Origin of the sequence: Brotocaccenecus cirricatena (assembly GCF_020687045.1) — a bacterium.
GTDB lineage: Bacteria > Bacillota > Clostridia > Oscillospirales > Oscillospiraceae > Vescimonas > Vescimonas cirricatena.
In genome coordinates, this window is sequence record NZ_JAJEPW010000003.1 from 21,328 (window position 1) to 36,410 (window position 15,083).

At 59.7% G+C, this 15,083-nt stretch carries 13 protein-coding genes and 1 tRNA gene; 9 read left to right on the top strand and 5 right to left on the bottom strand.

Features of this window, described 5'->3' with window-relative positions:
- Window positions 1-10 precede the first annotated feature (10 nt).
- The 4 genes from LKD37_RS01830 to LKD37_RS01845 all read right to left on the bottom strand — a co-directional run bounded on the left by LKD37_RS01830 (window position 11) and on the right by LKD37_RS01845 (window position 4,277).
- Window positions 11-2,173: an ATP-binding cassette domain-containing protein gene (locus tag LKD37_RS01830; RefSeq protein WP_302927677.1), complete on the bottom strand. Its 2,163-nt coding sequence runs from the start codon at window positions 2,171-2,173 to the stop codon at window positions 11-13.
- A gap of 85 nt (window positions 2,174-2,258) precedes the next feature.
- Window positions 2,259-2,867 (bottom strand): TetR/AcrR family transcriptional regulator, encoded by a 609-nt coding sequence (locus LKD37_RS01835; RefSeq protein WP_302927678.1) that lies wholly within the window; start codon window positions 2,865-2,867, stop codon window positions 2,259-2,261.
- Between the two features lie 18 nt (window positions 2,868-2,885).
- Window positions 2,886-3,203: a hypothetical protein gene (locus tag LKD37_RS01840; protein WP_302927679.1), complete on the bottom strand. Its 318-nt coding sequence runs from the start codon at window positions 3,201-3,203 to the stop codon at window positions 2,886-2,888.
- A gap of 108 nt (window positions 3,204-3,311) precedes the next feature.
- Entirely contained in the window at window positions 3,312-4,277 is a 966-nt protein-coding gene (locus LKD37_RS01845) for a DUF6076 domain-containing protein (RefSeq protein WP_302927680.1), read from the bottom strand.
- A gap of 213 nt (window positions 4,278-4,490) precedes the next feature.
- On the opposite strand from LKD37_RS01845, the gene LKD37_RS01850 reads away from it, so the two are divergent.
- The gene (locus LKD37_RS01850; protein ID WP_302927681.1) at window positions 4,491-4,979 is read left to right on the top strand and encodes a hypothetical protein; all 489 of its coding nucleotides are present in this window, start codon (window positions 4,491-4,493) and stop codon (window positions 4,977-4,979) included.
- 138 nt (window positions 4,980-5,117) lie between these two features.
- Here the strand turns inward: LKD37_RS01850 and LKD37_RS01855 are convergent.
- A tRNA-Ala gene (locus LKD37_RS01855) sits at window positions 5,118-5,193 on the bottom strand.
- Between the two features lie 347 nt (window positions 5,194-5,540).
- On the opposite strand from LKD37_RS01855, the gene LKD37_RS01860 reads away from it, so the two are divergent.
- The 8 genes from LKD37_RS01860 (at window position 5,541) to LKD37_RS01895 (ending at window position 15,079) form a co-directional block, all read left to right on the top strand.
- Window positions 5,541-7,808: an ATP-dependent helicase gene (locus LKD37_RS01860; RefSeq protein ID WP_302927682.1), complete on the top strand. Its 2,268-nt coding sequence runs from the start codon at window positions 5,541-5,543 to the stop codon at window positions 7,806-7,808.
- A 218-nt stretch (window positions 7,809-8,026) separates the two neighbouring features.
- Window positions 8,027-8,587, top strand: coding sequence for a hypothetical protein (locus LKD37_RS01865; protein WP_302927683.1), 561 nt, complete (start codon window positions 8,027-8,029; stop codon window positions 8,585-8,587).
- Window positions 8,588-8,598: 11 nt separating this feature from the next.
- On the top strand, window positions 8,599-9,120 hold the full coding sequence (locus LKD37_RS01870; protein WP_302927684.1) for a hypothetical protein: 522 nt from the start codon (window positions 8,599-8,601) through the stop codon (window positions 9,118-9,120).
- Window positions 9,121-9,138: 18 nt separating this feature from the next.
- Window positions 9,139-10,869 (top strand): V-type ATP synthase subunit A, encoded by a 1,731-nt coding sequence (locus LKD37_RS01875; protein WP_302927685.1) that lies wholly within the window; start codon window positions 9,139-9,141, stop codon window positions 10,867-10,869.
- Between the two features lie 13 nt (window positions 10,870-10,882).
- The gene (locus tag LKD37_RS01880) at window positions 10,883-12,178 is read left to right on the top strand and encodes a V-type ATP synthase subunit B (RefSeq protein ID WP_302927686.1); all 1,296 of its coding nucleotides are present in this window, start codon (window positions 10,883-10,885) and stop codon (window positions 12,176-12,178) included.
- A 10-nt stretch (window positions 12,179-12,188) separates the two neighbouring features.
- A complete protein-coding gene (locus LKD37_RS01885) occupies window positions 12,189-12,803 on the top strand; it encodes a V-type ATP synthase subunit D (RefSeq protein WP_302927687.1) in 615 nt (204 codons plus the stop codon).
- The gene (locus tag LKD37_RS01890; RefSeq protein ID WP_302927688.1) at window positions 12,800-14,626 is read left to right on the top strand and encodes a V-type ATP synthase subunit I; all 1,827 of its coding nucleotides are present in this window, start codon (window positions 12,800-12,802) and stop codon (window positions 14,624-14,626) included. The genes LKD37_RS01885 and LKD37_RS01890 overlap by 4 nt, the downstream gene beginning before the upstream one ends.
- An 18-nt stretch (window positions 14,627-14,644) precedes the next feature.
- Window positions 14,645-15,079, top strand: coding sequence for an ATP synthase subunit C-like protein (locus tag LKD37_RS01895; protein WP_302927689.1), 435 nt, complete (start codon window positions 14,645-14,647; stop codon window positions 15,077-15,079).
- Window positions 15,080-15,083 lie beyond the last annotated feature (4 nt).

The window sequence follows — 15,083 nt, forward strand, 5'->3', positions numbered from 1 at the left end:
GAGACGGCGATCACAGAACAAGGCCGGCGGCGACCGATGCCGCCAGCAGGACACAGAACACAGCATCCCACGCAGAGAACCGAAGCGACAGATAGTTGCTTTTGCGGCGGGTTAAGTCGATGCCCCGTGTTTCGGCAGAGGCGGACAGCGTCTCGGCGATGCGGATAACGCGCAAAGCCATCGGTACGGTCAGTATTTCGATATAGGATGGCAGCGCCCGCAGCTTCTGAAGCGGCGTTGCAAATGCGCCCCGCGTGCGGATGGACTGCCGCAGCAGCTTCATGTCTCCCGACAGAACGGGGAAGAAGCGGAAGATCACAGCGACGATCATAATGAGCCGTTCCGGCAGGTGCAGATTACGCAGCGCCGCCAGGGTACGGCTGGCTTCATTCCGCCCAATCAGCGTCCGCATGGAAATGCCGATGGCAATGATTCGCGGGAACAGCACCAGCATGAAGGAGAACACCGTGCCCGGCAGCAGAGCGTTTGCCGCCCACAGCAGCCCAAAGCTCATCCCGCCTGCCAGCGCCGTTCCGAACCAGCCGTCAGCTGCGGTCAGCAGGATCAGTGCCGCGTATGCGGCATAAACTAAGTGGTTGTTGGACGTGGAGATCACGACCAGCAGAGTCAGCCAGTAAAGCAGCTTTGTCGCCGGATGGAATCGTTCTTTATGCTGTTTTTTCGCAGGAGCATCGGAAGGATGGAAGCGCTCCATATATTGCCGTACCACTTGCAAATCTCGTTCCGAATGAACGGGAAATTTTGCTTCTGCATGTCCATCCGACAGCCCGATGCAGTAGTCGCAGGCATCTGCAATCAGTTCAAGGTCGTGGGTGATGATGAGAACAGTCTTTTTCTTCCGCATCTCCCGGATCAGTGCCGCGCACCGCTCCAGACTTTCCGCGTCCTGTCCTGCTGTCGGCTCGTCCAGTATGACGATTGGCTTGTCGGACAGATACGCCATCATCAGCGTCAGACGCTGCATCTGCCCGCCGGAGAGGGAAAAGGGATGCCGGTCGCGGCAGTCCCACATATCCATACTTTTCAGCAGCGCTTCCGTTTTTGCTTCAAACTCCGGTGTCACCGCATGGCCGTATTGCAGTTCGTGCAGGACGGAGTTGGTGAAGAACTGGAACTCCGCCTCCTGAAGAATGAACAGCACTTGCTTTTGCAGCTGCTTTGGATTTTGCGGCTTTCCGAAAAGCATTATCCTGCCGCCGGAGGGGCGGTAAAGCCCTGCAATCAGCTTGCCGATGGTCGTTTTGCCGCAGCCGTTTGCGCCCACAAGGCCGACGATCTCATGCTCACGGACGGAAAAGCTGACACCAGAGAGGGTATCTCCGGCCTTCCTGCCGTATGTATAGCGGACATCTGAGACGGCATGTGCCGTCGGCGCGGTTTTCGGCAGCGGCTCTTTCTCCGGCACGGTGATCTCCGCAAGGTCGAGCGTGCGCAGAGAAAGTGTTTGTCTCCGCTCCACTGAGAACGCCTTTGCCTCTGCGGCAGTGTATTTTCCTTTGATCTCGCCGTCTGCCATGGCCCAATATTCATCGGCAATATCCGCAAGATAATAGAGTCGATGCTCGCTGAGCAGCAGCGTTTTGCCCTGCCTTTTCAGCGCCAGCAGAATCTCCTTTAACTGTTGCGTGGCTGCAAAGTCCAGGTTGGCCGTTGGCTCGTCCAGCAGAAAAATATCTGTGTCCATTGCCCACGCGGACAAGATGGAGATGAGCTGTCGCTCGCCGCTGGACAACTCGTAGACATTGCGATCCTTCAGCCGCTCCAGATGAAAGATCCGGAAGGCCTCATCTACCCGCCGTCGGATTTTATCTTGCGGCAGACCGTGATTTTCAAGACCGAAGGCCACTTCATTGGAACTGTTCACAGTAAAAAACTGACTTCGTGGATCCTGAAATACCGATGCTGCCAGCTCGCCGATCTCGCCGATACGCAGCCCGGCGGTGTCCTGCCCGTTCAGGCGGCAAAAGCCCTTCAGCTCTCCCTCGTAAAATTGTGGGATTAGTCCGTTGATGCACCGCAGCAGCGTAGATTTTCCGCATCCGCTGCCTCCGCAGAGCACCACGCAGCGTCCCGCCGGGATGCCTCCGCCGACTTTTTGCAAGGTGGGCTTCTTTTCTTCTGCATATTGAAATTCAAATTCAAAATCTATCATCGCAAACTCTTTTCTCGCCAGTTAGCCCTCTCTAACTGGCGTCCGTAAGAAATGGGCGCACGCACCGCCCATTTCCTTTGCCAATTTAATTCAGGCTGTCACATAACTGCCGCCAACCGGCGTTGGTAAAATCAAGGACCGCCTGTAAGCAGGTAAGCATTCTGCTTTCCTCCATGTGCCGATCCAGCAGCTGACGGAAGTACCAGAACTGGGAGCCCATCAAAAGGCGGATCGCATCGGCATTTGGCGCTTTCCCATAGATATGTGAAAAGAATTCCACCGTTTGTTCCGCCTTTTGATCCATTAGTTTATGCAGCACGGTTTCCATGGAGCTGCCATCGCTGCGGCAGAAAAACAAAGTACAGTCGTCACGATGTTCGGTCAGCAGCCGAAAATATACTTGTTCCTCGACGTTGATGGCGTGGAGGATATCCTCCGGCTGCGCGCTGTACTTTGCTTTTTCGTATTCTTCAGCGATGGGCGCAAACAAGGCCTTCATCGTCTCAAAAAAATCCTGAAGCAGACTGGCAAACAACGCGTCTTTATTCTTGTGTCTTGTGTAGATCGCCCCCGTTGTGACGCCGGCCTTTTCAGCGATCTTATGCAGAGAGGCTTTCTGAAAGCCGTAAGCAAGAAATTCCGAATAAGCAGCCTGAATGATCCCATCATCCAGGGAATGATCCCTATTGGCCATGTCTTCACTCCTCTGCACCTAAATAATAATGTCATTATCGATAATGACATTATTATAGCGTTCTTTTTGCTTCTTGTCAATGCGAATTGCACACTGCTTTGCAAAAACACACCTTGATAATGCTATTTGGCGAATATCCGCAAAAATCAGTTGTTGATGCTGCCGTAGAGTTCCCACCCACAGGCAATCGAGGCAGGACACATTTTTAGAATTGATGCAGATCAGCGTCCCCTTCCACATGGAAGGATCCCCACGGCGTGGGATGCCATAATCAAAGATTACCGACAGCCGCAGGCTATCGCACCGAATGGCCTGCGGCTGTTCCCGCGCTGACAAAGAAATCTCGTAAGGTCTCGAAACCAGGAGGTTTTATGAAAAGGATCATCCTCTTTCCACTTTGCACATTCGCCACCATTAGGGCATTGGTTTAGCGGCAGCTCTTTCTCACGACTCCTTCAGCCAGCGGGAGAAATCCTCCGGTGTGATCGTGCCGTTGTCGCAATCCTCTTTTTTCTTTCTGGCTTCCTCACTCCAGGCGTAAAATACGCTCTTGGTCAGCTTGCCGGCGTTGATGCGGGCGAAACGCTTTTTGTACTCTCTGCGATATTCCTTGAACACCTCGTCGCCCTGCTTGCGCTGCGTCCATGTGTTGATGGCCCCGATTTCCCGGCAGGTGCGGCCCTTGCTGTCGCAGATCCGGTCGCAGTACTCCGTGCTGGCCTTGCCCGTCACAGCGAAGTAGCGCAGGCAGTTCTTGCATACCCGCATCCTCACCTCACGCTTCACGCACTCCCGTATATGGTGGTCGATGAGGTCATAGATGTCCTTGGGATATAGCACCTCGGCAAAGATCCGTCTGTCGATGACCTCGAAGTTGACAGGCTGTGGCTGGAACTGGAAAGTGTACAACGTGTCGTTGCCCTCGGCGTTGTAGTAGGCTACCATCTTTTCAGATACGGATTTCTTCTCGCCGTCCATGTCCAGCGCATGTGCGATTAAACTGATGATCTGTCGCTGCATGGTATCGATGTTGCTGTAAATGTGGCTGATTTTTTTATGGGGCAGCAGCCGAAGATACTCCTTGGGCGTGACGCGCTCCGCCGCTTTCAACCGCTCTGTCCAGTCCAGCCGCAGCAGCTCAAAATAGACGTGTCGGGATGCAAGCTCGTCCAGTCCTGCTGCTACGACCTGCAGGTCATCCTTGGCGCCGGACTGGTAAAAAGCCAGCAAGGCTTTGTCCATTTTCTTGGTGATGGCTTCCAGCTCCTGCGTATCCATATACAGCAGCTCCATCAGACTTTCCGGGAACGGAAAGTCTTTTTTTATGGTCTGCTCTCTATCCGCCGCATCGGTGTACTCGTAGTACTCCCTGCCGCCGTCAATGTAGGTTTTAAAAATATAGTCTGGCATAATGTGCACTCCTTAAATTAGACTAATGAAATATACTGCCTTCGCTAAGACTTGACAATAGGGTGTTGACATGGTATAGTATGCTCAAAAGTGGACACAGAAAACATCTTTTATAAAATAAGTCTAATCCATTAAGGCGGATATGTCAACCGTTTCATTGGCCATGTCTCCGCCAAGACCACGCTGAACATCTACACCCACATCACAAACGAGATGCAGGAAAATGCCGCGGCAAGTATCGACCGTGGCATCGCAAAGGCAGAAGCATCCGAGCAAAAAGCGGAGACTGCACCGAAAGCGCAGACGTTTGAGCCGTACACACCGCCCCGCCGCAGACCCGGCACAGGGTACATCAAACAGATTAAAGAGGACTTATGGGAGGGGCGCTACTCTCCCGTCTGGCCAGATGGGAAGAAGCACTCCCGCAATGTGTATGGCCACACGAAGGAGGAATGCGAGGAAAAGTTGGCGAAGCTGATCCTGCAAATGAAAGCGGAGATCGCCGCCCTGCGGAATGGGACGGCTGCGGAGTATCCAGACGGTGTCAGTCCCAAGAAAAAGCAGCTGGCGGAGTACCTGCGCAAGAACCCCGGCGTGAGCAATAAAAGCTATATCGCACGGGAAACAGGCATGGACCGCACCACGGTACAGAAATACTTTGACGAGGTCAGAGCAGAACTTGCCGAACCGGCAAACACATAAAACGAAAATCCGCAGGTGGTGAGGGGCTGCTACTCACCGCCTGCGGATTCCAAGAGTGGTCAGGATTTTCTGCCGTCTGTGGTATAATTGTGGTCAAACGAAAAATCACCGCCGAATTGGCGGTGATTTTTCTCGAAATGGTGGACCCAAAGGGATTCGAACCCTCGACCTCTCGGATGCGAACCGAACGCTCTCCCAGCTGAGCTATGGGCCCATATCGCCGCTTTTTGCGGGGTTTTCGCAACAAAAAGCAGATTTTCAAGTTTTTCGATTTTAGAAGATTTCAGAGGAAATTCTCTCCGAAATCATGGGCTGAAACTCGCAGGTCGATGTGCAGCCATAGGGATGCGAACCGAACGCTCTCCCAGCTGAGCTACAAGCCCATATGAACAGGGCAGTACACCCTGCTCATCTATTATACACATTTCCCGGCGGATTGCAAGCATTTTCTTCCCCGGCGGGCAAAAATCCGGTTCCGGCGGCGGGGCGGGAGCCGATTGTAAAGCCTTCTGATTTGTGATAAAATGCATGCCGGACCATAAAAGACAAAGGAGGCGCGCCATGGACCGGGAAGCCTTTGACCGGAAATATGCCGCCCGGCTGAACCGCCAGCAGCAGGAGGCGGTGCACGCCGTGGAGGGCCCTGTGCTGCTGCTGGCGGTGCCCGGCAGCGGGAAAACCACCGTGCTGGTGACCCGCCTGGGTTATATGCTGTGCTGCTGCGGCATTGCGCCGGACCAGATCCTCACCATGACCTATACCCGGGCCGCCGCCGGGGAGATGAAGCAGCGCTTTGCCGCCCTGTTCGGCCAGGACTGCCCCCATCCCCCGGAGATCCGCACCATCAACGGCGTGTCCTCCAAGATCATCGCCTACTATGCCCAAAATTGCGGCAAAAGGCCGCCCTTCATCCTGGCGGAGGACGAGAGCGCCCTGGCGAAGCTGGTTTCGGACCTGTACCGGGACCTGTGCGGCGAGTACCCCACCCAGAGCGTGGTGAAGGAGCTGCGCAAGAGCATCGCCTATGCCAAGAACATGATGCTGCCGGAGGAGCGGCTGGGGGAGCTGGACACCGGCTTCGAGAAATTCCCGGAGCTGTACCGGGAATACGGCAAGGCCCTGCGGGACAATGAATGGATGGACTATGACGACCAGATGGTGTACGCCAAAAAAATTCTGGAGCTCCACGAGGATGTGCGGACCTATTTTCAGAACCGCTTCCCCTATATCTGCGTGGACGAGTCCCAGGACACCTCCCGGATCCAGCACGCCATCATCCGCCTGCTGGCCGGGAAAAGCGGCAATATCTTCATGGTAGGCGACGAGGACCAGAGCATCTATGGCTTCCGGGCCGCCTATCCGGATGCCCTGATGCAGTTTGAACAGACCTATCCCGGGGCCCGGGTGCTGCTGATGGAGGAAAACTACCGCTCCACGCCGGAAATTCTCCGGGCGGCGGACGCCTTCATCCGGAAAAATCACCACCGCCGCCCCAAGACCATCCACCCCACCCGGGCCTCCGGCGCTGCCGTCCGGGTGATCTACGCCATGGACCGGGCCGACCAGTACCCCTGGCTGGTGAATATGGCGGCCAGCGTCCGGGAGGAGACGGCGGTGCTTTACCGCAACAACGACAGCGCCCTGCCGCTGATCGACCTGCTGGACCGGGGCGGGATACCCTATCGCTGCCGCCGGATGGACGACGCCTTTTTCACCCACCGGATCGTGGCGGACATCCGGGACATCATCGCCCTGGCCCATGACCAGACGGACGCGGAGACCTTCCTGCGAATTTACTACAAGGTCGGCGGCGGAATTTCCAAAAAGGCGGCGGAGTATGCCTGCCAGAAAAGCCGGGCCACCGGAGGCTCCATCCTTCGGGAGCTGCTGGGCTTTCCGCAGCTGTCCCAATACGGCAGGGACAGCGCCGCTGCCCTGCTGACCATGCTGCCCATGCTTTTGCAGGACACTGCCGTCCAGGGCCTGAGCCGCATCTGGGACGGCCTGCGCTACCGGGACTATGCGGAGCGCCAGAAGCTGGACGGCGGCAAATATGAAATTCTCTGCCTGCTGGCCCGGCAGGAGACCGGGCTGGAGGGGCTGTGCCGCCGCCTGGACGAGCTGCAGGCCCTGGTGTCGGCTCCCTCCCTGCCCTGCGGCGGGGGACTGATCCTGTCCACCGTCCACTCCAGCAAGGGCCTGGAGTACGACACGGTGTATCTGCTGGACGTGCTGGACGGCATCCTTCCGGCGGTGACGGAGCCGAAGGACGCCGGGCAGCAGGACCAGTATCAGGAGGAGCGGCGGCTGTTCTATGTGGCCGTGACCCGGGCCCGGAACCGGCTGTATCTGTTCGCCTGCCGGAATCGGGAGTCCGCCTTTGCCGACGAGCTGCGCCGGGGGCTGCCCCGGGAATACATCGGGCCGGAGGACGTGTTCGCCTCCCTGAATACGGAGCCGTGCGGAAAGCACTATCGCCACGCCGAAAAGGGCGGCGGCGTGATCCGGGCCTGCTGCCGGGGGCAGTGCATGGTGGCCTATGCCTCCGGCGAGACGGAGTTCCTGACCCTGGGCCAGATGGTGGACCGGCGGGCCGTGGCCTGGAGGGCCCCGGACCGGCCGGCTCCGGCGGCATTGCCCCGGGAGCAGGCGGCGCTGCCGCCGTCCGGGGTCCGTCCCGGGCAGAGAGCCGTCCACAGGGTTTTCGGACCGGGAACCGTGTTGTCCTTCCGGGACCCCATCGTGGAGATACGCTTTCCTGCCAAGGGGGACAAGAAATTCGTCCTGTCCGACTCGGTGCAGCGGGGACTGCTGCGCCTTGAGGAGTGAGGGAGTGCCGGCATTTTTCCAGATTCAGGAAATCCCTGCATGATACTGTTCGCTATGGGGAAACATAAACAGTGAAAAAAGTAGATATGTCAGGGACGTTGTATAAGGAAATTGTATGACACATTCGCCGAAATGTGTTGCATTTTTTGGGGCGTGTATTATAATATGGACATACCCGCAGTTCTATCAGGCAAATACAGACAAGAAGGTGATCAATTATGGAACTTCAGATTCAGGATCTTGTTTCTTCCATCAAAAAGGACGGCATCGACAGCGCAAATCAGCAGGCCGCCGCGATCCTGGCCGACGCCCGGAAGCAGGCGGACGCCATCATCGCCGACGCAAAGAGTCAGGCGGATAAGCTGCGGGACGACGCCAAGGCCGAGATCGAGGTGTTCAAAAACAGCGCCCAGCTCAGCGCCCAGCAGGCCAAGCGGGACGCAGTCCTGGCCTTCCGGCAGGAGGTGCAGCAGGAGTTTGAGAAAATCCTGGCCGCCGACGTGGGCAAGGCTCTGGACCAGCAGACGCTGGCCAAGCTCATCCAGGCAGCCCTCCAGGGAGAGGACGTTTCCGGCTACGCCGTGGAGGTGGGTCAGGTGACGGACGGCATCCGCCAGCAGCTGGCCCAGGAGCTGAAAAACGGCCTGGAGCTCCGCCCCTCCAAGAAGGTGGGCGCAGGCTTCCGGCTGGCCGCCAAGGACCGCTCCGGCTATTTTGACTGCTCCGACCAGGAGATCGCGGAGATGCTCATGCCCTTCTTCCGGGATATGCACCTGTAAGGGGGCGGCCTATGGCTTCCTATTACTATCTCATCTCCAGCCTGCCCATGCTCCGGACCCAGGGCGAGCCTCCCATGGACTACGCCGCGTTTCTGGCCATGTGCCGCTCGGCGGTCAGCGCCGGGGTATACCGGACGCTGGAGGAGCTGACGGTGGACTCGGACAAGGGGCCGCTGCTGTCGGAGTGGGCCGGGTTTTACAAGGCCCTGTGCCGGGAGCTGACCTATCAGCGGAATGTGAAGCTGGGACGGCCCTGCGCCGTGCCCTCCGACCGGGACGCTGGCATTGTCCAGACGGTGACGGCGGCGGTGAACGCCGAAAATCCCCTGGAGGGGGAGCGGCTGCTGCTGGACCTGGAATTCCGCCGCCTGGACGGCATGATCGGCCTGCACAACTTCGATGACCACGCCCTGTACGGCTACGCCATGAAGCTGCAGCTGCTGGAGCGGCAGCGGACCTTCCGGTATGAGTCCGGCAAGCGGGCCTTCGACGGCCTGATGCAGAGCATCCGCCAGCAGGTTTCCAGCCTATAACGAAACAGGAGAATCAAAATGGACAAAGTGACAGGATATGTGACCGGAGTGAACGGGAATCTGGTGGCAGCCACCTTTTCCGGCTCCGTCCGAAAGAATGAAGTGGGCTATGTCCTGGTGGGCGATGACCGGCTCAAGGGCGAGGTCATCCGCGTCAACGGCGACACGGCCAGCATGCAGATCTATGAAATGACCAACGGCATCCAGGTGGGCGACAAGGTGGAGCTCTCCGGCGAGCTGATGAGCGTGGAGCTGGGCCCGGGCCTGCTGACCCAGGTGTTCGACGGTCTGCAGAACCCCCTGCCGGAGCTGGCGCAGCAGTGCGGCTTCTTCCTGCAGCGGGGCGTGTATCTGGATCCCATCCCCAACAAGGACTGGGAGTTTACCCCCCTGGTGAAGCCCGGTGACCACGTCACCGCAGGCGACGCCGTGGGCAGCGTGCCCGAGGGGCTGTTCACCCACCTGATCATGGTGCCCTTCGGCCTGAAGGACCAGGGCTGGCGGGTGAAATCCGTCCGGGAAAAGGGCGTGTACAACGTCCGGGACACCGTGGCGGTGCTGGAAAACGAAAGCGGCGAGGAGAAGGAACTGACCATGGTGTTCTCCTGGCCCGTGAAGCAGCCCATCCGCTGCTATGAGGAGCGTCTGCGCCCGGATGAGACCCTGGTGACCAAGCTCCGCTCCATCGACACCTTCCTGCCGGTGGCCAAGGGCGGCACCTTCTGCGTACCCGGCCCCTTCGGCGCGGGCAAGACCGTTCTGCAGCACATGGAGGCCAAGAACGCCGACGTGGACGTGGTCATCGTGGCCGCCTGCGGCGAGCGGGCCGGCGAGGTGGTGGAGGTGCTGAAGGAGTTCCCCGAGCTGGTGGACCCCCGCACCGGACGCTCCCTGATGGAGCGCACCATCATCATCTGCAACACCTCCTCCATGCCCGTGGCCGCCCGTGAGGCGTCGGTGTACACCGCCGTCACCATGGCGGAGTATTACCGCCAGATGGGTCTGGACGTGCTGCTGCTGGCAGACTCCACCAGCCGCTGGGCCCAGGCCATGCGTGAGATGAGCGGCCGTCTGGAGGAGATCCCCGGCGAGGAGGCCTTCCCCGCCTATCTGGAGTCCGTCATCGCCTCCTTCTATGAGCGGGCCGGTAAGGTCCGGCTGAAGAACGGCAAGATCGCCTCCGTCACCATCGGCGGCACCGTGTCCCCCGCCGGCGGCAACTTCGAGGAGCCCGTGACCCAGGCCACCCTGAAGGTGGTGGGCGCGTTCCACGGTCTGTCCCGCGAGCGGTCCGACGCCCGCAAATACCCCGCCATCCACCCCATCGACTCCTGGTCCAAGTACCGGGGCGTGGTGGATATGGAGCGGGTGGAGCAGGCCCGCAGCATCCTCAAGCGCAGCAACGAGATCAACCAGATGATGAAGGTCATCGGCGAGGAGGGTACCTCCGCCGAGGACTATATCGTATACCAGAAGGGCGAGCTGCTGGACGCGGTGTATCTGCAGCAGAACTCCTTCGATCCCATTGACGCCGCCTGCGACCCCGACCGTCAGATCCACGAGTTCAACGTGCTGTATGACGTGCTGACCCGGAACTTCGCACTCAGCGACAAAAAAGAGATCCGCGCCTTCTTCAACCAGGTCCGGCAGGAGTTCCTGGACTGGCACAACACCGTGTTCCGCACCCCGGAATTTGAGGCCCAGGAAAAGCGGCTCAAGGACTTTTACCTGAGCAAGGCAGCGGGTTGAGAGGGGAGTCAATATGCAGAAAGTTTACACGAAAATTGAGTCCATCGTGGGCAACGTTGTCACGGTCCGGGCCACCGGCGTCCGCAACGGCGACCTGGCCCTGGTGGGCGACAGCTATGCCAACGTCATCAAGCTGGACAAGGACCTGGTGACGCTGCAGGTGTTCAGCGGCACCCAGGGCGTCAGCACCACGGACCCGGTCCGTTTCCTGGGCCGCCCCATGATGGTGTCCTTCTCCGACCACCTGCTGGGCCGCATCTTCGACGGCGCCGGTGTCCCCCGGGACAACGGCCCCGCCCTGACGGAGAACATGATCCCCATCGGCGGCCCCTCCGTGAACCCGTCCAAGCGTATCGTGCCCAACAAGCTGATCCGCACCGGTATCCCCATGATCGACGTGTTCAACACCCTGGTGGAAAGCCAGAAGCTGCCCATCTTCTCCGTGTCCGGCGAGCCGTATAACCAGCTGCTCTCCCGCATCGCCATGCAGGCCCAGGTGGACGTGATCGTCCTGGGCGGCATGGGCCTGAAGTACGACGACTATCTGTACTTCCGGGACACCCTGGAAAAGAGCGGCGCCATGGGCCGCACGGTGATGTTCATCCACACCGCCTCCGACCCCACCGTGGAATGCACCCTGGTGCCCGATATGGCCCTGGCCGTGGCGGAGCAGTTCGCCCTGGCCGGAAAGCGCGTGCTGGTGCTGCTGACGGATATGACCAACTACGCCGACGCCCAGAAGGAAATGGCCATCACCATGGAGCAGGTGCCCTCCAACCGGGGCTACCCGGGCGATCTGTACAGCTGCCTGGCCGCCCGCTATGAAAAGGCCGTGGACTTTGAGGGCGCGGGCTCCATCACCATTCTGGGCGTTACCACCATGCCCGGCGACGACGTGACCCACCCGGTGCCCGACAACACCGGCTATATCACCGAGGGCCAGTATTACCTGAAAAACGGCCACATTGAGCCCTTCGGCTCCCTGTCCCGCCTGAAGCAGAACGTCAACGACAAGACCAGAAGCGACCACCGGGCCCTGATGGACGGCATGATCCGGCTGTACAGCGCCTATAAGGAGAGTCTGGAAAAGAAGTCCATGGGCTTCATGATGTCCGAGTGGGACGAAAAGCTGCTGAAATACGGGCACCTGTTTGAAACGAAGCTGATGGACCTGAGCGTGAATATCCCGCTGGAGGAGGCGCTGGACCTGGGCTGGGAGATCCTGGCCGAGTGCTTCGAGCCCAACGAAACCGGCCTGAAAACCAGCCTCATCCAGGAGAGATGGCCCAAGCGGTCCGCCGTGGAATGAGGGTGCGCCTATGGCTGTCAAACTTACCAAAAATGAATTGAAGGTGCAGAAGGACCGCCTGAAGCAGTTTCAGCGCTATCTGCCCACCCTGCAGCTGAAAAAGCAGCAGCTGCAGTCCGTGGTGATGCAGGTAACGGCCCAGCTGGAGCAGGTGGAGCAGCAGCGCCGGGCCGCCGTGGCGGGACTGGACGACTGGGTGGCCGTTTTCGCGGAAAACGACAGCTTCCCGGCGGACAAGCGCCTGGAGACCCTGATCCGCCCCCACCATGTGGTGTGCGGCCAGGAGAACATCGCCGGTGTCACCGTTCCGGTGTTCCAGGAGCTGAGCTTTGAGGAGATCCAATACGACGTGGCGGACTACCCCCTGTGGGTGGACACCGCCGCTGTGCGCCTGCGGGAGATCGCCCGGCTGGACGCTCTGGAAAAGACCCTCCGCCGCCAGGTGGAGCTTCTGGAGCAGGAGTTGCGCTCCACGGCCCAGCGGGTGAACCTGTTTGAAAAGGTCAAGATCCCCGAGGCCAAGGAGAACATCCGGGTCATCGGCATCTACCTGGGCGACCAGCAGACCTCCGCCGTGGTGCGGGGCAAGATCGCCAAGAAGAAGCTGCAGGAGGTGAGCGGATGATCGAAAAAATGAAGGTCGTCCACATTGTGGCGGCCGCATCGGAAAAAACCGCCCTGCTGGACCGGCTGCGGACCCTGGGCATCGTCCACTTCGCCGAAAAGGCCAGCGCCGACCAGCGGCATCTGGAGCGCTTTGCGCAGCTGTCCCGGATGGACATGGCCCTGCAGGAGTACGCCGGCCCGGGCCGGGAGACCGCGCCCATGTCCGACAAGGACTTTGAGCCTTTTTATAAGGAGCTGGCCGACTGCCTGGAGCGCCGCAAGACCCTGCAGGAGAAGAAAACCGCCGCCGGTGCGGCGGCGGAGAAGCTGGCCGAGTGGGGCGATTTCTCCCCGGAGGAGCTGCGGGAGCTGAAGGACCAGGGCTTCGACATCCACGTTTACCGGACGGATAAAAAGACCATGGCCGCCCTTGCGGCGGACCCGGACGTGAAGATCATCCGCCTGGCCCCGGTGGGGAAAATGCCCACCCTGGCCTCCATCGGTCCCCTGCCGGGGACCTACCCCGTCACCGAGTTCCCTATCCCCGATAAGGGTGCGGGTCAGCTGCGGCGTGAGCGGGACGACTGCGACCAGGGGCTTCGCAGCTGCCAAGCCTTCCTGACCGAGGCCGCCAAGCACCTGCCCAGCATCCACGACCAGATGCTCAAGACCCAGAACGCCGCCGAGTACTCCTCCGTCAGCAACACCTCCCAGAGTCAGGACGGCCTGGTGTGGCTCACCGGCTATATCCCGGCAGCGGAGGTGGAGGGCTTCAAGAAGGCCGCCGCCCAGGCCCACTGGGCCTGGGCCATGGAGGACCCCGCCGCCGATGACGACAAGGTCCCCACCAAGGTCAAGTACAACAAGGTCACCCGGCTGATGATCCCGGTGTTCGACATTCTGGGCGTGGTTCCCGGCTACCGGGAGTATGACATCTCCTTCTGGTTTCTGGGCTTCTTCACCCTGTTCTTTGCCATGATCATCGGCGACGCCGGATACGGCTGCCTGTTCCTGCTGGCGGCCCTGGTCATGACCCTGAAAAGCAAGAAGGCGTCCACCGCGGTGCAGCTGCTGTGGCTGCTGTCCATCGCCACCATTGTGTGGGGCGCGCTGACAGGCACCTGGTTCGGCCTGGAGCAGGCCATGGACGTGCCGCTTCTCAAGAGCCTGGTGATCCCCACCTTCGCCAACTATCCCGCCCACTTCGGCGTGGAATCCACCACCCAGCAGAACACCATCATGAAGTTCTGCTTCATCCTGGGCACGGTGCAGCTGTCGCTGGCCTGCGTCATGAACATCCGCCGCAAGCTCCGGGAGAAGGACCTGAGCTGGCTGGCGGACCTGGGCTGGCTGGCCGCCATCGACGCGCTGTATTTCGTGGTGCTGTACCTGGTCATCGGCCAGCAGGTGAATCTGATGCCTGTGGCCTGCGTGGTCATTGCGGGCTTCCTGCTGGTGGTGCTGTTCGGCGGCATGTCCCCGGACAAGAGCTTCGGCCAGGGCCTGAAGGCGGGCCTGGGCGACGCGTTCACGGTGTTCCTGAACACCATCAGCGCCTTCGGCAACATCATGAGCTACATCCGCCTGTTTGCCGTGGGCATGGCGTCCCTGGCCATCGCTCAGAGCTTCAACAACATGGCCCTGGGCTTCAAGGGCCCCCTGGTCATCGCCGCCGTCCTGATCCTGCTGATCGGTCACGGGCTGAACATTGTCATGGGCCTGCTGTCTGTGGTGGTCCACGGCGTCCGCCTGAACCTGCTGGAGTTTTCCGGTCAGCTGGGTATGGAGTGGGCCGGTATTGCTTACGATCCCTTTAAAAAGCACGATAAAATCAAAAAATAAACGGATAGGAGATCAACTATGAATATCGAATTTATTGGTATGGCGTGCGCTCTGGGCCTGTCCGCCATGGGCTCTGCGTTCGGTTCCGGTTTTGCCGCTCAGGCCTCCGTGGGTGCGTGGAAAAAGTGCTACGCCAACGGCAAGCCCGCTCCCTTCATCATGGTGGCCTTCTCCGGCGCACCTCTGACCCAGACCATCTATGGCTTCCTGCTGATGAACTTCATCCGCAGCGCCGTGGAGGGCGGCTGTGACGCGGCTCTGGCCATGTTCACCGGCATTTTCGCGGGCCTGGCCATCGGCCTGTCCGCCTTCTTCCAGGGCAAGGTGGCCGCCGCCTCCGCCGACGCGCTGGGCGAGACCGGAAAGGGCACGGCAAACTACTTCATTGTCATCGGTATTATCGAAACGGTGGCACTGTTCACCCTGGTGTTCAGCCTGCTGCTGCTCCAGTAACCCC